Source organism: Neobacillus sp. SAB-20_R2A (genome assembly GCF_049568635.1).
Lineage (GTDB): Bacteria > Bacillota > Bacilli > Bacillales > Cytobacillaceae > Neobacillus > Neobacillus citreus.
The window spans coordinates 4058576-4074137 of sequence record NZ_CP145895.1; the positions used below are offsets into that span (position 1 = coordinate 4058576).

At 41.2% G+C, this 15562-nt stretch carries 14 protein-coding genes; 6 read left to right on the forward strand and 8 right to left on the reverse strand.

Annotated elements, in window-relative coordinates; all coding sequences use genetic code 11:
• Positions 1 to 36: 36 nt before the first annotated feature.
• From pflB to V5M37_RS19700, 5 genes are all read left to right on the forward strand, one after another.
• A complete protein-coding gene (pflB, locus tag V5M37_RS19680; protein WP_423798812.1) occupies positions 37 to 2262 on the forward strand; it encodes a formate C-acetyltransferase in 2226 nt (741 codons plus the stop codon).
• 53 nt (positions 2263 to 2315) lie between these two features.
• Complete coding sequence (pflA, locus tag V5M37_RS19685) at positions 2316 to 3080, forward strand: pyruvate formate-lyase-activating protein (protein ID WP_423798813.1); 765 nt, start codon at positions 2316 to 2318, stop codon at positions 3078 to 3080.
• Between the two features lie 118 nt (positions 3081 to 3198).
• The gene (locus V5M37_RS19690) at positions 3199 to 3501 is read left to right on the forward strand and encodes a hypothetical protein (protein ID WP_241113951.1); all 303 of its coding nucleotides are present in this window, start codon (positions 3199 to 3201) and stop codon (positions 3499 to 3501) included.
• A 21-nt stretch (positions 3502 to 3522) separates the two neighbouring features.
• Positions 3523 to 4299, forward strand: a complete 777-nt coding sequence (gene yidC, locus V5M37_RS19695) for a membrane protein insertase YidC (protein WP_213145173.1) — start codon at positions 3523 to 3525, stop codon at positions 4297 to 4299.
• 219 nt (positions 4300 to 4518) lie between these two features.
• Positions 4519 to 5097: a YhcN/YlaJ family sporulation lipoprotein gene (locus tag V5M37_RS19700; RefSeq protein WP_423798814.1), complete on the forward strand. Its 579-nt coding sequence runs from the start codon at positions 4519 to 4521 to the stop codon at positions 5095 to 5097.
• Between the two features lie 32 nt (positions 5098 to 5129).
• Here the strand turns inward: V5M37_RS19700 and V5M37_RS19705 are convergent, their stop codons facing one another.
• Positions 5130 to 5333 carry a DUF6501 family protein gene (locus V5M37_RS19705; protein ID WP_423798815.1) on the reverse strand — a complete coding sequence of 68 codons (204 nt, stop codon included), beginning with the start codon at positions 5331 to 5333 and terminating at the stop codon, positions 5130 to 5132.
• A gap of 81 nt (positions 5334 to 5414) precedes the next feature.
• Positions 5415 to 7052, reverse strand: a complete 1638-nt coding sequence (locus tag V5M37_RS19710) for an AMP-binding protein (RefSeq protein ID WP_423798816.1) — start codon at positions 7050 to 7052, stop codon at positions 5415 to 5417.
• A gap of 256 nt (positions 7053 to 7308) precedes the next feature.
• On the opposite strand from V5M37_RS19710, the gene sda reads away from it, so the two are divergent.
• Positions 7309 to 7434, forward strand: a complete 126-nt coding sequence (sda, locus tag V5M37_RS19715) for a sporulation histidine kinase inhibitor Sda (RefSeq protein ID WP_378583628.1) — start codon at positions 7309 to 7311, stop codon at positions 7432 to 7434.
• A gap of 55 nt (positions 7435 to 7489) precedes the next feature.
• Here sda and odhB read toward each other — a convergent pair whose 3' ends face one another.
• From odhB to trpB, 6 genes are all read right to left on the reverse strand, one after another.
• On the reverse strand, positions 7490 to 8773 hold the full coding sequence (gene odhB / locus V5M37_RS19720) for a 2-oxoglutarate dehydrogenase complex dihydrolipoyllysine-residue succinyltransferase (RefSeq protein WP_423798817.1): 1284 nt from the start codon (positions 8771 to 8773) through the stop codon (positions 7490 to 7492).
• Positions 8766 to 11615: a 2-oxoglutarate dehydrogenase E1 component gene (locus V5M37_RS19725; RefSeq protein ID WP_423798818.1), complete on the reverse strand. Its 2850-nt coding sequence runs from the start codon at positions 11613 to 11615 to the stop codon at positions 8766 to 8768. Before V5M37_RS19725 ends, odhB begins: the two co-directional genes overlap by 8 nt.
• A gap of 179 nt (positions 11616 to 11794) precedes the next feature.
• Positions 11795 to 12865 carry a tRNA 2-selenouridine(34) synthase MnmH gene (mnmH, locus tag V5M37_RS19730; RefSeq protein ID WP_423798819.1) on the reverse strand — a complete coding sequence of 357 codons (1071 nt, stop codon included), beginning with the start codon at positions 12863 to 12865 and terminating at the stop codon, positions 11795 to 11797.
• A gap of 172 nt (positions 12866 to 13037) precedes the next feature.
• Positions 13038 to 13445 (reverse strand): hypothetical protein, encoded by a 408-nt coding sequence (locus V5M37_RS19735; RefSeq protein WP_423798820.1) that lies wholly within the window; start codon positions 13443 to 13445, stop codon positions 13038 to 13040.
• A 135-nt stretch (positions 13446 to 13580) separates the two neighbouring features.
• Positions 13581 to 14360 carry a tryptophan synthase subunit alpha gene (gene trpA / locus V5M37_RS19740; protein WP_423798821.1) on the reverse strand — a complete coding sequence of 260 codons (780 nt, stop codon included), beginning with the start codon at positions 14358 to 14360 and terminating at the stop codon, positions 13581 to 13583.
• A complete protein-coding gene (gene trpB, locus V5M37_RS19745) occupies positions 14357 to 15562 on the reverse strand; it encodes a tryptophan synthase subunit beta (protein ID WP_423798822.1) in 1206 nt (401 codons plus the stop codon). Before trpB ends, trpA begins: the two co-directional genes overlap by 4 nt.

A 15562-nucleotide genomic window follows, 5' to 3' on the forward strand; every position in this document is an offset into this window, starting at 1 on the left:
TATATAAATTTTTATTTCATTTAGAGGTGAAAAAACATGGAAGCATGGAAGGCTTTTACAAAAGGGACTTGGACAAAAGAAGTTAACGTACGTGACTTTATTCTAAAAAACTACTCTCCATATGAAGGTGATGACCGCTTTTTAGCCGGTGCTACAGATTCGACAAATAATCTATGGCAGCAAGTAATGGAATTGACGAAACAGGAAAGAGAAAATGGCGGAGTCCTAGAAATGGATACGGAGACCGTATCAACCATCACTTCCCATGGCCCAGGCTACTTGGATGAAGATCTTGAAAAAGTGGTCGGCGTGCAGACAGATAAGCCATTTAACCGCTCTCTTCAGCCCTTCGGCGGAATTCGTATGGCTAAACAGGCTTGTGAAGCATATGGCTATAAATTAAATCCAGAGATTGAAAGAATTTTTACCGAATTCCGAAAGACACATAACCAAGGTGTTTTCGATGCTTATACGAGTGAAATGATTTTAGCCAGAAAAGCAGGGATTATTACCGGTCTGCCGGATGCGTACGGGCGCGGCCGAATTATCGGGGATTACCGCCGTGTTGCTTTATATGGTGTCGATTTCTTAATGAAAGAAAAACAAAAAGATTTCAATAGCACTAGCAAAGTAATGACTGAAGATAATATCCGGCTGCGCGAAGAGCTTTCTGAGCAATACCGGGCCTTGAAGGAACTTAAAGAACTGGCAGCAAGCTATGGGTTCGATATTTCCGGACCAGCAAAGAATGCCGCCGAGGCCTTCCAATGGTTATACTTTGCCTATTTAGCAGCCATTAAAGAACAAAACGGCGCAGCGATGAGTCTTGGCCGTGTCTCCACCTTCCTTGATATTTATATCGAAAGAGACTTACAAAACGGCACCTTATCAGAGGAAGAAGCGCAAGAACTAGTTGACCATTTCGTGATGAAGCTCCGTCTCGTCAAATTTGCGCGAACACCGGATTACAATGAATTATTCAGCGGTGACCCTACTTGGGTAACAGAGTCTATTGGCGGTATGGCTATCGACGGCCGCCCGCTTGTTACAAAAAACTCTTTCCGGTTCCTGCACACCCTTGATAATCTTGGTCCTGCTCCAGAGCCAAACTTAACAGTACTATGGTCCGTACTGCTTCCTGAAAATTTCAAGAAGTATTGTGCGAAAATGTCCATTAAAACTAGCTCTATTCAATATGAAAATGATGATATCATGCGCCTTGAATATGGTGATGATTACGGGATTGCCTGCTGTGTATCCGCCATGGAAATCGGCAAGCAAATGCAGTTCTTCGGTGCCCGTGCCAACTTAGCAAAAGCACTGCTATATGCGATCAACGGCGGTGTCGATGAAAAATTAAAAAAACAGGTAGGACCAGAGTATCGGCCGATCTCTTCAGATATTTTGGATTTCGATGAGGTCATGCAGAAGTTCGATCAAATGATGGAATGGCTCGCCGGCCTATACATTAATACGTTGAATGTCATTCACTATATGCATGACAAATATAGCTATGAGAGAATTGAGATGGCTCTGCATGATACGCAGATTATTCGGACGATGGCAACTGGTATCGCTGGTTTAAGTGTAGTTGCCGACTCGCTCAGCGCGATAAAATACGGCAAGGTGAAAGTGATTCGCGATGAAAACGGCCTTGCTGTTGATTTTGAAATAAGCGGCGATTTCCCTAAATACGGAAACAATGATGACCGTGTAGATAGCATTGCCGTTGGAATTGTAGAAAGCTTTATGAAAAAGCTGCGTAAGCATCAAACCTATCGCAACTCTGTTCATACTTTATCAATATTAACCATCACTTCAAACGTGGTTTATGGTAAGAAAACAGGGAATACACCAGATGGCCGCCGCGCAGGCGAACCATTTGCACCAGGAGCAAACCCAATGCACGGACGGGATACAAAAGGGACATTAGCATCACTTTCCTCTGTTGCCAAGCTTCCATACAGCTATGCAATGGATGGTATTTCCAATACGTTCTCCATCGTTCCGAAAGCATTAGGTAAGGAAGAAGAAAGTCAAATTTGCAACCTAGTGTCCATTTTAGATGGTTATGCCATTAAAGCAGGTCATCATTTAAATATAAACGTCTTTAACAGGGAAACACTTTTAGATGCCATGGAGCATCCGGAGCTTTATCCGCAACTAACAATCCGCGTATCCGGATATGCAGTTAACTTTATTAAGCTAACAAAAGAACAGCAGCTTGATGTAATCAATCGCACCTTCCATGAATCGTTGTAAAAAAATAGAGGCTGTCCCCTTCAGCCTCTGCTTTTAATGAGAGGAGAATCATCATGAACGGAAACATTCATTCTATTGAAACATTAGGAACTGTAGATGGGCCAGGAATCCGCTATGTCATTTTTACACAAGGCTGTCTGCTGCGCTGCCAATTTTGTCATAATGCCGATACTTGGGAAATCGGCACCGGAAAGGAAATGACAGTTTCCGAAATCATAGATGACTTGGAATCGTACCTCCCATTTATCCAAGCCTCAGGAGGCGGCATTACCGTCAGCGGAGGTGAACCCCTCCTGCAAGTTCCCTTTCTCATTGAATTATTTAAGGAATGTAAAAAGAAAGGAATCCATACAACCATCGATTCTTCCGGGGGCTGCTTTTCCCATTCCAAGCTGTTCATCGAACAGCTTGAAGAACTGTTACTTTACACCGATCTAATATTGCTTGATTTGAAACATATAAACAGGAAAAAACATATCCAATTGACCGGTATGGCCAATGACCATATTCTCGAGTTTGCCAATTTTTTGTCAGACCGAAATGTCCCGATTTGGGTTCGGCACGTTTTAGTTCCATCTGTAACTGATGAACCGGAAGACTTGAAGAATCTTGGCGAATTCATAGGTACACTTGAAAACGTTCGAAAAATTGAAATTCTTCCTTACCACAAACTGGGCGTATACAAATGGGAAGCGCTCGGCCACGAATACCCTTTAAAGGATGTGGAACCGCCAAGCGAAGAGAAGGTTGATTTTGCCTATTCGATGTTAACTGCACATTGGCAAAACCTAAAGAACACTAACTCCTTCCGGGAGTAAGTGTTCTTTACTTTTCATGAACATTTAGACCCAAACATTAACATCACAACAATAATTGATTATTTGGCTATTCTCTTATATACTCATATCATTGGTTACCTGATGCGAGGTGAAATGTTTGTTTCAATTATTAATCGATCATTCGGATATTAATACCTTAACAGCCCTTTATATGAGTCTTTATTTAGGACTGGTTTTAAAAAATTTGTGGGCTTTGGGTGTAGACTCCTCATCAATTGGTTCGCTTTCGAACCCATATGGCTCAAAAATTATTCACCCGCTGTTTTTTTATAAGAAAAAAAGCAGTTTAACGATTAGTATTATTTTAATAAGAATCGTTAAATTTATCCGAAGAAAAGCGTGTTTCCGGGACGATGATTCTGAAAAGCCAATTTCCTTCTTATTCTCTACTTTATACTAAATCATACCTTTAGGAGGAAATATGAAAAAACATAAATCATCGTTACTATTAATTATTCTATCTTTTTCTGTATTACTATTATCTGCATGCTCTTCCCAGCAAAGCGGGAAAAATGATGGTTTCTTCCATACGTACTTTGTTGAACCATTTGCAAAAATTATTCACTTCTTCGCAGAAGTTTTTGGCGGAAACTATGGACTAGCAATTATTTTCGTAACTTTGATCATCAGGCTTGTGTTAATGCCATTAATGCTAAGACAATATAAAAATCAAATGCATATGAAAGAAAAAATGGATGCCTTAAAGCCTGAGATGGATGCAATTCAAAAGAAGATGAAGGCCGAAAAGGATGCAAAGAAAAAACAAGAACTGCAAGCTGAAATGATGGGTCTATATCAAAAGCATGGTGTTAACCCATTAAATATGGGCTGCCTTCCAATTCTTATTCAGATGCCGATATTAACAGGCTTTTACTATGCAATTCGCGGCTCCCAAGAAATTGCTTCTCATAAATTTTTATGGTTTAGTTTGGGGCATCCTGATATCGTTATCACTATCATTGCAGGGGTTATTTATTATTTCCAATTTAGAGTTTCTCAGTCAACCATGCCAGAACAGCAGCGTCAACAAATGAAATTTATGGGGTTAATGTCCCCGCTTATGATTGTCATGTTCTCTTTCAGTGCACCTGCCGCTCTGCCGCTTTACTGGGTTGTTGGGGGAACGTTCCTGACTGTTCAAACCTTGATTAGTCAAAAGCTCTATGCAAAAAAACCTGCAGAAGCGCAGGCAAAATAACCTATTCATTAAAAGAAGCAACGTTACAGTTACTTCCTAGATTGTCGAGAAAGGTACTTTCTCGGCAATTTTTTATTGTGTCTAAACCTAAATACCAAAACTTTTATTGTTTGTCCCTGCTAATTGGCCTGTTGAAAAGCCTTTTATTATTTCAGTGGATAGTTTATTTTCATGTTTGGAAACCTATTTTTGTACAACTTAAAAAAGGAGTGCAAAAAAGTGAAATTGAGACTGTTCTTTACTGCTACTATCATGTTTAGTCTCTGCCTAGTTGGCTGTGCGCGAAATGATGTGAATGACGATACCGCCACCCGCAATGAGATAAATCCAGCCAAAGTAAATTATAATATACCAAATCACGGCGGGCCGGCCATTTCAGGTGTTGATGTCAGCGATCAAGAATTGGATAGAAATATTAACAAACAAGATATCCGTGGGGCAAATGTGCAAAGTACTACGGGTTCCAAGATGCGTGTTGCCGAGGAAGCAGCCCGCAAGGTATCGGACCTGCCTGAGGTAAATCACGCCAATATTATCGTCTCGAATCATAATGCTTATGTTGCCGCAAAACTGAACCGTACGGCACGAAATGGACTTACAGCCAATGTCAAAGATACAATTTCTAGAACAGTTAAATTAGTGGATCCAGATATTGATAACGTCTATGTTTCCGTTAATCCAGATTTTTATGAACGAATGAATCGTTTTGAAAGAGACGTCCGGAAAGGTCGGCCAGTTTCCGGTTTTTTTGACGAATTTACAGATACCATCCGACGTGTATTCCCGGATGCAAAATAGAAAAATGCCTGGCTTAAAGTGCCAGGCATTTTTTATGCGTCTTGAAAATAATCCTTATAAAATCCGCCAATCTTGCCGGAGTTGTCAATAATGTAATAGAATTCTTCCGTTTCATTTTTTACATCGTACACTTTTCCAACAGTCAACATGTTTTTTACCATATATTTTTCAGCGTTTGTATGCACACATTTAACTTTCTTAACTGTTTCGCGTTCACGCCATGTCAGATGAATCATGCTTTCACCGCCCTTTTTTCTCAATTGTCCAAGTTTAAGTATAATCAAAAGGGCCGGTATCGTGCAACAACATTGAAAATATTATCTTTTCACTACTTTTTTTGCCTTCTCCCTTAACCTGTATTTTTGTATTTTTCCGGAGGCTGTCATTGGATAAGAGTCTGTAAATTCTATATACCGCGGGATTTTATGTTTCGAGATTTTTCCTTTGCAGAATTCCCTGAACTCCTCAGCATCCGCCGACTCCCCTTCTTTTAATATGATCCAGGCCATTACCTCTTCCCCATACACTTCATCAGGGATTCCTACCACCTGGACATCTAAAATTTTGGGATTTGTATATAAAAATTCTTCAATTTCACGGGGATAGATATTTTCTCCGCCTCTTATTATCATATCCTTCAATCGGCCGGTAATTTTGCAGTAGCCGTTTTCATCCATGACTGCCAAGTCTCCTGTATGCAGCCAGCCCTCTTGGTCAATCGCTTCTGTCGTTGCCTCAATATTTTTGTAGTAGCCTCTCATGACATGGTAACCTCTGGTGCAAAGTTCCCCCTGAATACCGCGCGGCACTTCCCTACTCGTTCCCGGTTCAACAATTTTCACTTCGACATTTGGCAGAGCTTTTCCGACTGTTTCCACCCGTAATTCAATAGGGTCATCTGTCCGCGTCTGGGTAATGACCGGTGAGGACTCTGTTTGTCCATAGGCAATCGTAATTTCCGTGGCCCCCATCCTTTCGATAACGGCTTTCATGACTTCAATTGGACAATTTGATCCAGCCATGATCCCGGTTCTTAAGGACGACAGGTTATACTTTTCAAACTTAGGATCATTCAATTCCGCGATAAACATGGTCGGAACACCGTGAAGTCCCGTGCATTTTTCATCTTGAACCGTCTGAAGTACCTTTTTCGGGCTGAATTCCTGTACCGGTACCATGGTAGCTCCTACAGTCATGCAAGCCATTGTACCAAGAACACATCCGAAGCAGTGAAAAAATGGAACTGGTATGCAAAGGCGGTCTTGAACGGTCAGCTTCATGCAATTTGCAATATTTAAGGCATTATTGACAATATTATTATGGGTCAGCATAACACCCTTGGGGAAACCTGTTGTCCCGGAAGTATACTGCATGTTAATGACATCATCGGGTTCAAGTGAGTTCATCCTGTTATTCAGTTCTTGGTCTGAAACCAATTCACCTAAGCGAATAATATCTTCCCATGAAAAGGTACCTGGGTATCTCTTCTCCCCTAATACGATGACATTCTTAAGGAATGGCAGCTTGCTGCTTTTCAACCTGCCCGGTTCTGAAGTTTTTAATTCAGGTGCAATTTCGTAAAGCATATCGACATAGGAAGAATCCTTCATTATATCCATTAAAATAATCGTAGTGGAGTCTGATTGTTTTAAAAGATATTCCAATTCTGCTGTTCGATAGTTTGTGTTTACCGTAACCAGTACTGCCCCCATCTTTCCTGTAGCAAATTGGGTAATCAGCCACTCAGGAGTGTTTGTCGACCATGCTGCAAGATGCTCTCCCTTTTCGATTCCAAGCTTCATTAAGCCTTTTGCAGCGGTCCGGCAAACCTGGTTGAACCTGCTGTAGGTCCATCTCAGATTCCGGTCTGAATACACGACTGCTTCATGCTCTGGGTGTAATTTTGCTTTTTCTTCTAACAGCTCTCCAACTGTTACAGTTAATAATTCCGACATCCTTACAACCCCCTAAAACACTTTACAATCCAATTAAGTAAAACGCTTACAAAATGTATGTTAACATATTTTTGCGAATATTCAATATTTTTTAAATATAATATTTCCAATTATAGTAAACATAGCCCGTAATTAAGAATGACAAATTTGTGAAAATTTTATCAGTTAGGGTTCTCAAATCAATTGTAAACCATTACAATAGTAAAAACTGAATATTCAATCCACTTTCCGAGGAGGGCATTCTTAATTGAAGATTATGAGTAATGAACAGCTAATTCTTTCGTATCGGGATGCATTGAAGTCTGGTAAGGAAAAGGAATGGATAAAAATTCTTAAAGATGAAATTGAACGACGTGGATTAAGGCCATTAAAAAATCGCTAGACATTAAAAACCGCTGATCCGATTATCAGCGGTTTTCCTAATTTATTTTGACATATTATCCTTCAAGCAGTAACGTTTCCGGGTCCTCAAGGAGTTTCTTAATTGTACTTAAAAAGCTTACAGCTTCTTTGCCATCGACAATTCGGTGATCATAAGAAAGGGCAACATACATCATCGGGCGATTCTCCATTTTGTCCTTGTCAACCGCCACAGGGCGAAGCTGGATTGTGTGCATGCCAAGAATCCCCACCTGAGGCCCGTTTAAAATTGGCGTTGAAAGTAATGACCCGAAAACCCCGCCGTTCGTGATCGTAAAGGTGCCTCCTTGTAAGTCCTTTAATGATAATTTATTTGCTCTTGCTTTTTCAGCAAGCTGCATAATATCACTTTCAATTTCAGCGAATGATTTTCGGTCGGCATCTCTAACAACCGGTACGACTAGACCTTCTTCCGCCGCTACAGCAATGCCAATATCATAAAACTTTTTAACTAAAATTTGGTCGCCTTGAATTTCGGCATTTAAATAAGGGTATTTTTTCAATGCAGCAACTACAGCTTTTGTGAAGAAGGACATAAAGCCCAGCCGAACATCATGCTCTTCGAAAAATTTATCCTTCCGACGTTTTCGCAGGTCCATTACCGCTGTCATGTCAATTTCATTAAAAGTTGTTAACATGGCGGTTGACTGCTTTACCTCGAGCAACCGCTTTGCAATGGTCTGGCGGCGTCTGGACATTCTCTCATTGATAACTGGTTTTGCCAGATTTTCAACTTTCATCGGTTCCACTGATGCTTCCCTTTTAGGAACTGACGGCCCAGCCGGGTTCATACCAGGCTGAAATGATGAGACATCTTGTTTTCTTAATCTTCCTAATGGGTCGGATGACGGAATTTCTTGTAAATTGATACCTTTCTCCCTTGCTAGTTTACGAGCAGCAGGCGAAGCGATTGGGCGCTTTCCTGATTCCTCTTTTCTATCCTGCTGTATTCCAGCCGTCTCAACCGAACCTGTATTATTCGGCGGTGCAGGCGGAACCTCTGTTGGGACTGCAGCTGGTGGCTGTGGAGCCTGTTCTAAGACACCAGCAGGAGCGGCTTGCCCCACGCCCTCTTCAACCACAGCAATCGTTTCTCCGACGCGTACGGTGTCTCCTTCAGAAAATTTCTGTTCTGTCAGTGTGCCGGAAAAATCGGATATGATTTCGATATTGACTTTATCCGTTTCCAACTCAACTAAATATTCACCCTTCTCAACATGTTCCCCTGTGTTTTTTAGCCACTTAGCAATTGTTCCTTCTGTGATTGATTCGGCTAACTCTGGGACTTTAATTTCAGCCATGGCTAGATCCTCCTTCTTCAGCCCTTGAAAGTGCAGCACCAAGAATTTTTGATTGGATTAATTTATGAACGTTTGGTTCGCCTTCAGCAGGGCTTGACCGGCGCCTGCGGCCAATAAATTCAACCCTGATTCCAGCAGGGATTAGTTCATTAATCCGTGGTTCTACGAACGTCCAGGCACCCATATTTTTAGGCTCTTCCTGAACCCAAAGCACTTCATTTATATTCGGGTATTTTGCAAAAATATTTTTCAAGTCCATTGTCGGAAACGGATAGATTTCCTCCAGCCTAATCACCTGAAGCCAGTCAAATCCGCTTGGATCCTTGGTTTGCTCGGCGATGTCAATGGCTATTTTTCCCGAACACATAACAATCCGCTCGACCTTTTGATGATCCCTGGAGTGTGTAAAGTGCTCGATTACCGGTCTAAATTCCCCTTCACTTAAATCATAGCCGGACGACGATACTACCGGATTCCTTAATAAGCTTTTTGGAGACATGACCACAAGGGGCCTTACTTCTTCCTTACCGAGCATAGCAGCTTGACGGCGTAAAAGATGGAAATACTGTGCTGCTGTGGTTAGATTGACAACTGCCCAGTTTTTTTCGGAAGCAGACTGTAAATATCGCTCCAGCCTCGCACTAGAATGCTCCGGTCCTTGGCCTTCATATCCATGTGGAAGAAGGAGAACCAATCCAGATTTCTGTCCCCATTTTGCCCTCCCGGCCGCGATAAACTGATCAAACATAACCTGTGCCGCATTAGCAAAATCCCCATATTGAGCCTCCCAAATCACTAAAGTCTCCGGTGAAAAGACATTATAGCCATACTCAAAGCCAACCACCGCTGCCTCAGTTAATGGACTGTTATATACGGCGAAGGAAGCCTTTGCCATTGATAATTGATGAAGAGGAAGAAACATCCTACCTGATTGATAATCATGCAGGACTAGATTTCTTTGAGCAAAGGTTCCGCGTTCAGTGTCTTGTCCTGATATGCGGATTGGGACCCCATCTGCCAAAATAGAGGCAAAAGCAAGTGACTCTGCTAAAGCCCAATCGACTTTCCCTGTTTCATCAAATGCTTCTATTCTTCTTTTTAAAATCTTTTCAAGTTTATTAAACACTTTAAAATCCTGCGGCCACTGCAGCAGCTCTTCGTTCATTTTTTTCAAAGTTTCAAGCGGCACCTTTGTTTCATATGTTGCTCTCTCTATATTAAATAATGGCGGTTCCGGTATCGTAATTTCTTCATCATGCTTAATTCTAGACACCTTATCATTTGCCTTAACAAGCCGTTCATGAATATCCTTTTGAATTTTTGCTATGTCCTCATCCGTTACAAGCCCTTCATTGCCAAGTTTCTTCCCGTAAAGTTCCTTCACGGTAGGATGCTTTTGAACAATGGTATACATTTGCGGGCTGGTTGTCATCGGCTCATCCATCTCGTTATGACCAAAACGACGATAACCAATTAAATCAATCAAGAAATCCTTTTTAAACTCCGACCTGTATTCGGCAGCTAAAACAGCGGCGGCGATGCAGGCATCCGGGTCATCGGCATTAACATGAATGATTGGAATCTCAAACCCCTTTGCCAAATCACTTGCATACCTTGTTGAACGTGAGTCATGGGATTCAGTTGTGAATCCGATCATATTGTTGGAGATAATATGAATCGTTCCGCCGGTACGATAACCTCTTAAACTGCTTAAGTTTAAGGTTTCAGCCACAATCCCTTCACCAGGAAATGCAGCATCGCCATGAATTAGAATGGCCAAAGCAGCCTTATAATCTTCAGTTGGATATCCCGATGCGCTTCTATCATCCTGTGCTGCTCTCGTGAACCCTTCTACCACAGCACCAACATATTCCAAGTGACTAGGATTATTAGCCAATGTAATTTTTGCCCTTACTGCATTTTCACCTGCAAGCTGCCGGTTTAACCCGAGGTGGTATTTAACATCACCGGTCCAGCCGAAGTTAATCCCAACTGACCCTTCAGAAGGAACAAGTTCCTTATTTGGTGCATGCTGAAATTCCGCGAAAATCATCTCATATGGTTTGCCTAGAACATGGGCAAGTACATTTAATCTGCCGCGGTGGGCCATTCCAATATTAATAAATTCAGCTCCATCCCGAACGGTCTCGGCGATTATTTCATCGATTAAGGGAACCATTACGTCCAGTCCTTCAATGGAAAATCGCTTCTGTCCTACGAAAGTTTTATGAAGGAATTTCTCGAATTCTTCCACTTCAGTTAGCCTTTTTAATATTTCTATTCGTTTTTCTTTTGGAAGCGGGGACTGGAGCCTTCCATTTTCAATCCTTTCGATTAGCCAGTTTCTTTCCGCAACATCATGGACATGATCGAATTCATATGCAATCGATTTTGTATACACTTCTTTTAGTTTCATATATGCATGAAATGCAGTTTGGCCCGATACCGGTCCATTTTCTGAAATAATCTGCCCGGGAAGACTCCTTAAATCTTCTTCTGTTAAGCCATAGCTATTGAGGTCCAGATGAGAAATATCAGGTGTATAATTTCCCAATGGATAAATATTGGCAGCCAAATGGCCAAATGTTCGGATATTTTCAGCAAGTTTTATGGCAGCATATATTTTTTCTGTTTGTAACGGTTTACCCTCATGAATATCAGGCTTAATAGATACGAAGGAGGAAAATTCCTCATCATTCATTTCTTCAAAAAACATTCTCATTTCCGGTTCAATTGCCGTTGGGTCCTCTTTATACCTTTCAAATTGGTCAATGACATAACCTAAATTTGGACCAAGGAATTCATCCAAAATAGCCTTTCTATTTTCATTAGGCCCCTTCATCCATCAATCCCCCTTAAAACATATGTAAATTTCACTTTGACAAAATACAGCATGAACCAAAATCACTATATCTTTATGTAATGTTTACATTTTAGTGTGTGTCATTCACGAACAAAAAATTTCTTAATTAAAGAAAAAAGCACACGTTCGAAAACGTGTGCAAAGTTATGACAATATACTTATGAATTAACGGAAATAACAGGGGAAAAAGATAACTCTTCCAGCTTTAGCGCAATTTTTTCAGCAGCATCCGAAGGATCTTCTGCAAAAATATCATAAAAATCCCCTATATAGTCCTGTCTGGCATGAGTGTAACGGGGATCATAATAATGCTCGAGCAAAATGGAAATCATATCCTGATAATTCCGTTCTTCTAAATATTCCAAAAGGGTGTTTTTAATTTCAATATCCTTAACACGCTTGATGACTCTTTCAATTCCAAGCGAGATTTTTTCATGGAACCAAGGCTCCTGCTTGTATGGTAAAACATACTCGGATACCAGATGTTTTACTCGCTGCTCGAGAGGGGAATGGATATAAATGTTTAAGCCTTTAAATTTAATATCCATCAATTCTTCAGGCTGTACAGCCTTTCCAATCCGCTTACTTTCAGCTTCAACCAGGAAGTAATCAGCACCCTGAATTTCCCGAAGCCCATCAAATAATAGAGAATCAAAGGTCTTTTGATTATTGCCCTCATTAAGACCGATTGTTCCAAAAATTGAACCCCTGTGTGCAGCCATTTCTTCCAAATCCAAAATGGGATAGCCTCGTTTTTTCAATTGCTTTAAAACCTCAGTTTTACCAACACCGGTCATTCCGTGAATGACGACAGCCTGATTCGGAACCATCGCTGGAATTTTCTCAAGGATAAAATGACGATGGGCTTTATAACCGCCAATTAAACGCCATGCATATATTCCTGCAAATTCCAAAAAGGTTGCGACGGCTTTACTGCGCATACCGCCGCGCCAACAGTAAACAACAAGTTCTCCTTTTTCGGAATAGGATTTAATTTCATTCAACATCCGGGGAAGCTTTGGCGAAACCAATTCCATTGCCCGCCATTTTGCGGCTGCCTGGCCCTCGTGCTTATAAATCGTACCTATTTCCTGACGCTCCTCATTCGAAAACAAAGGCACATTAATCGCTCCTGCAATAGCGCCATCGTTAAATTCAATTGGTGAACGTACGTCAATAATGATTGGGTTAGATAAATTCAATAAATCTTCTACTGTAATTTCCTTCATGTTTACATTAAACTCCTAGCTACTGTTTTACTAAATTTTGATGAAAAACAAACAAAACTTCCTCAATCCGGGAAGTTTTTTGAAGTCAAGTTCATTAAAGTAATTATATACAAATTATATAGGAGTTAAGCAAGCCTATCAAGAAATTAAGATTTCCATCCAACATTTTACATTATACCAATTTACCAAACGGTACTCCAACCAACATCTCCAATGCCTTTAGAAACTTTCCCCAATTAGCCGGAAAGCTCTCCATTCCGCCAAATTCGTAGGTTTTTTCCTGTGTTTTCAGAGTTACTGTCCAAAAGTTTCCGTCAAGTACAATTCCATTTTCCTTTTGATAGGTTGGTTCCCATTCCCAAATTCTCATTGAGTAAATTTTTCTTTTAAATTGCTCTAGGCTTCCTGGCTTAAACACGGGAAGGGGTGAAACCGAATGCTGCTCCGGTTGATTTCTCCATTCGGTATAAACAAACCTTTCTTTAAGAAAATTTATGCTGACATGATGAGAAATCCCTTCAAAACACTCCAAAGAAACGCTTAAAGAATATAATTGTTTGGTTGTTTCAGACACTCTCATAATTTTCTCATCCTCAAGAATTTTAATTTCATATACCCATTTGAGCAAATTATAATCAATATAAAAAAAAACGGATGTAACAATTGACACATTTTTACTTAAAAAGAGGAGGCATCTCGAGACGCCTCCTTCATTTTATGCAAATGTTTGTTTATAAATGGACATGAATTCTTCCATTTCTTCCAGCTGGTTATTGGCAAAGTACTCGACAATTTTACTGCCAACTACTACTCCATCGCAATACTTCGTTATTTCCTTTATCTGCTCTTGATTTGAGATGCCAAATCCCGCTAATACAGGAATCGGACTAGCTTCCTTAACAGCTTGTAAAAATGAATGCAGTTCATTACCAAATTCGTTTCTTGTTCCTGTAATCCCTTTGACAGTAACGGTATATAAGAATCCCTTACCTTTATTAGAAATCTCTCTGATCCGTTCGATTGGTGTAGTTAGTGTTACGAGTCGAATCAATTCCACTTCCGCTTGTTCTAGCAGCGGGGCAATGATTTCCTCTTCCTCCACAGGCAGGTCCGGAATAATGCAGCCTGCGACACCTGCAGTTTGAACGTCACGGACAAATGTCTCGATTCCGTATGAATAAACAGGATTTAAATAGGTCATGAGAATAATAGGAGTAGTGACTGATTCACGTGCTTTGGTGATTTCTTTTAAAATCCCTTTTAATGTGGTTCCATTTTGTAATGCTCTAATACCCGCGCGCTGAATGGTAGGACCATCAGCAACCGGGTCAGAGAAAGGAACACCCACTTCAATCGCCGTTGCCCCGAATTTTTCTAACAGTGCCAGCCTTTCAGACAGGTTCTCCAAACCGCCATCTCCAGCCATTATATAAGGCACAAAAGCTTTTTTGTTTTCCTTATTCAATTGTTGAAAAGCTTGTTCAATTCGGTTCATTTTCCGCTGCCCCCTTTAAGTCTTGATTTGACTGCATCCACATCTTTATCTCCACGCCCTGATAAGCAGACTACAATATTTTGGCCGGTTCCAAGCTGACCCGCCAATTTTACAGCGAACGCAACGGCATGGGAGCTTTCAAGTGCCGGTATAATTCCTTCAAGCTTCGATAATAGCTGAAAGGCATCAAGGGCTTCTTTATCAGTTATCGAGTGATAGCTAGCCCGCCCGCTGTCCTTTAGATAGCTGTGCTCCGGCCCCACGCCCGGATAATCGAGCCCGGCAGAAATGGAATGTGCTTCTTGAATTTGGCCATCTTCGTTTTGCAAAACGTACATTAAGGCTCCATGCAAGACCCCCGGTCTCCCTTTTGTCAGCGACGCAGCATGAAATGGTGTATCAACACCATGACCGGCGGCTTCCACACCAAAGAGTTTTACCTCTTCATCTTCGATAAAAGGATAGAACATTCCCATCGCATTACTTCCGCCCCCAATACAGGCTACGACCGCATTAGGAAGGCTCCCGTTCCTTGCTAAGAATTGTTGTTTTGTTTCCATGCCGATGACACTTTGAAAATCCCTGACAATGACCGGAAATGGGTGTGGGCCGGACACGGACCCCAATAAATAGTGGGTATCATCGACATTGGCAACCCAATACCTGAGGGCCTCATTTACGGCATCCTTTAAGGTCGCGCTGCCTGATGTTACACTGACTACCTTCGCACCTAAAAGCTCCATCCGATACACGTTCAAGGCTTGCCGCCTGATGTCTTCCTCTCCCATAAAAATGATGCAATCAAGGTTTAACAGTGCACAAACGGTAGCTGTGGCAACTCCATGCTGGCCGGCGCCAGTTTCCGCTACAATTTTTCTTTTTCCCATACGGACAGCAAGCAGCGCCTGACCGATTGCGTTATTGATTTTATGGGCACCGGTATGATTTAAATCTTCTCTTTTTAAATAAATATTGGCCCCCCCGGCATGCTTTGTCAGGTTTTCCGCAAAATAAAGCGGGGTTTCCCTGCCAACATATTCCTTTAGTAATCTATCAATCTCAGCTTGAAATTCCGGGTCATTTTTTGCCTCGTTGTAGGCTTCATTCAGTTCTGTTACAGCCTTCATTAGTGTTTCAGGAACAAATTTTCCGCCATATATGCCAAAATGGCCTTTTTCATTCGGTAAGGTATAAGTACTCAT

Excerpts from the sequence above, each read along its gene's own strand:
- pflB (WP_423798812.1), top strand. The coding sequence starts at position 37 with ATGGAAGCATGGAAGGCTTTTACAAAAGGGACTTGGACAAAAGAAGTT.
- pflA (WP_423798813.1), top strand. The coding sequence starts at position 2,316 with ATGAACGGAAACATTCATTCTATTGAAACATTAGGAACTGTAGATGGG.
- yidC (WP_213145173.1), top strand. The coding sequence starts at position 3,523 with ATGAAAAAACATAAATCATCGTTACTATTAATTATTCTATCTTTTTCT.
- V5M37_RS19705 (WP_423798815.1), bottom strand. The coding sequence starts at position 5,333 with ATGATTCATCTGACATGGCGTGAACGCGAAACAGTTAAGAAAGTTAAA.
- V5M37_RS19710 (WP_423798816.1), bottom strand. The coding sequence starts at position 7,052 with ATGTCGGAATTATTAACTGTAACAGTTGGAGAGCTGTTAGAAGAAAAA.
- sda (WP_378583628.1), top strand. The coding sequence starts at position 7,309 with ATGAGTAATGAACAGCTAATTCTTTCGTATCGGGATGCATTGAAGTCT.
- odhB (WP_423798817.1), bottom strand. The coding sequence starts at position 8,773 with ATGGCTGAAATTAAAGTCCCAGAGTTAGCCGAATCAATCACAGAAGGA.
- V5M37_RS19725 (WP_423798818.1), bottom strand. The coding sequence starts at position 11,615 with ATGAAGGGGCCTAATGAAAATAGAAAGGCTATTTTGGATGAATTCCTT.
- mnmH (WP_423798819.1), bottom strand. The coding sequence starts at position 12,865 with ATGAAGGAAATTACAGTAGAAGATTTATTGAATTTATCTAACCCAATC.
- V5M37_RS19735 (WP_423798820.1), bottom strand. The coding sequence starts at position 13,445 with ATGAGAGTGTCTGAAACAACCAAACAATTATATTCTTTAAGCGTTTCT.
- trpA (WP_423798821.1), bottom strand. The coding sequence starts at position 14,360 with ATGAACCGAATTGAACAAGCTTTTCAACAATTGAATAAGGAAAACAAA.
- trpB (WP_423798822.1), bottom strand. The coding sequence starts at position 15,562 with ATGAGTACTTATACCTTACCGAATGAAAAAGGCCATTTTGGCATATAT.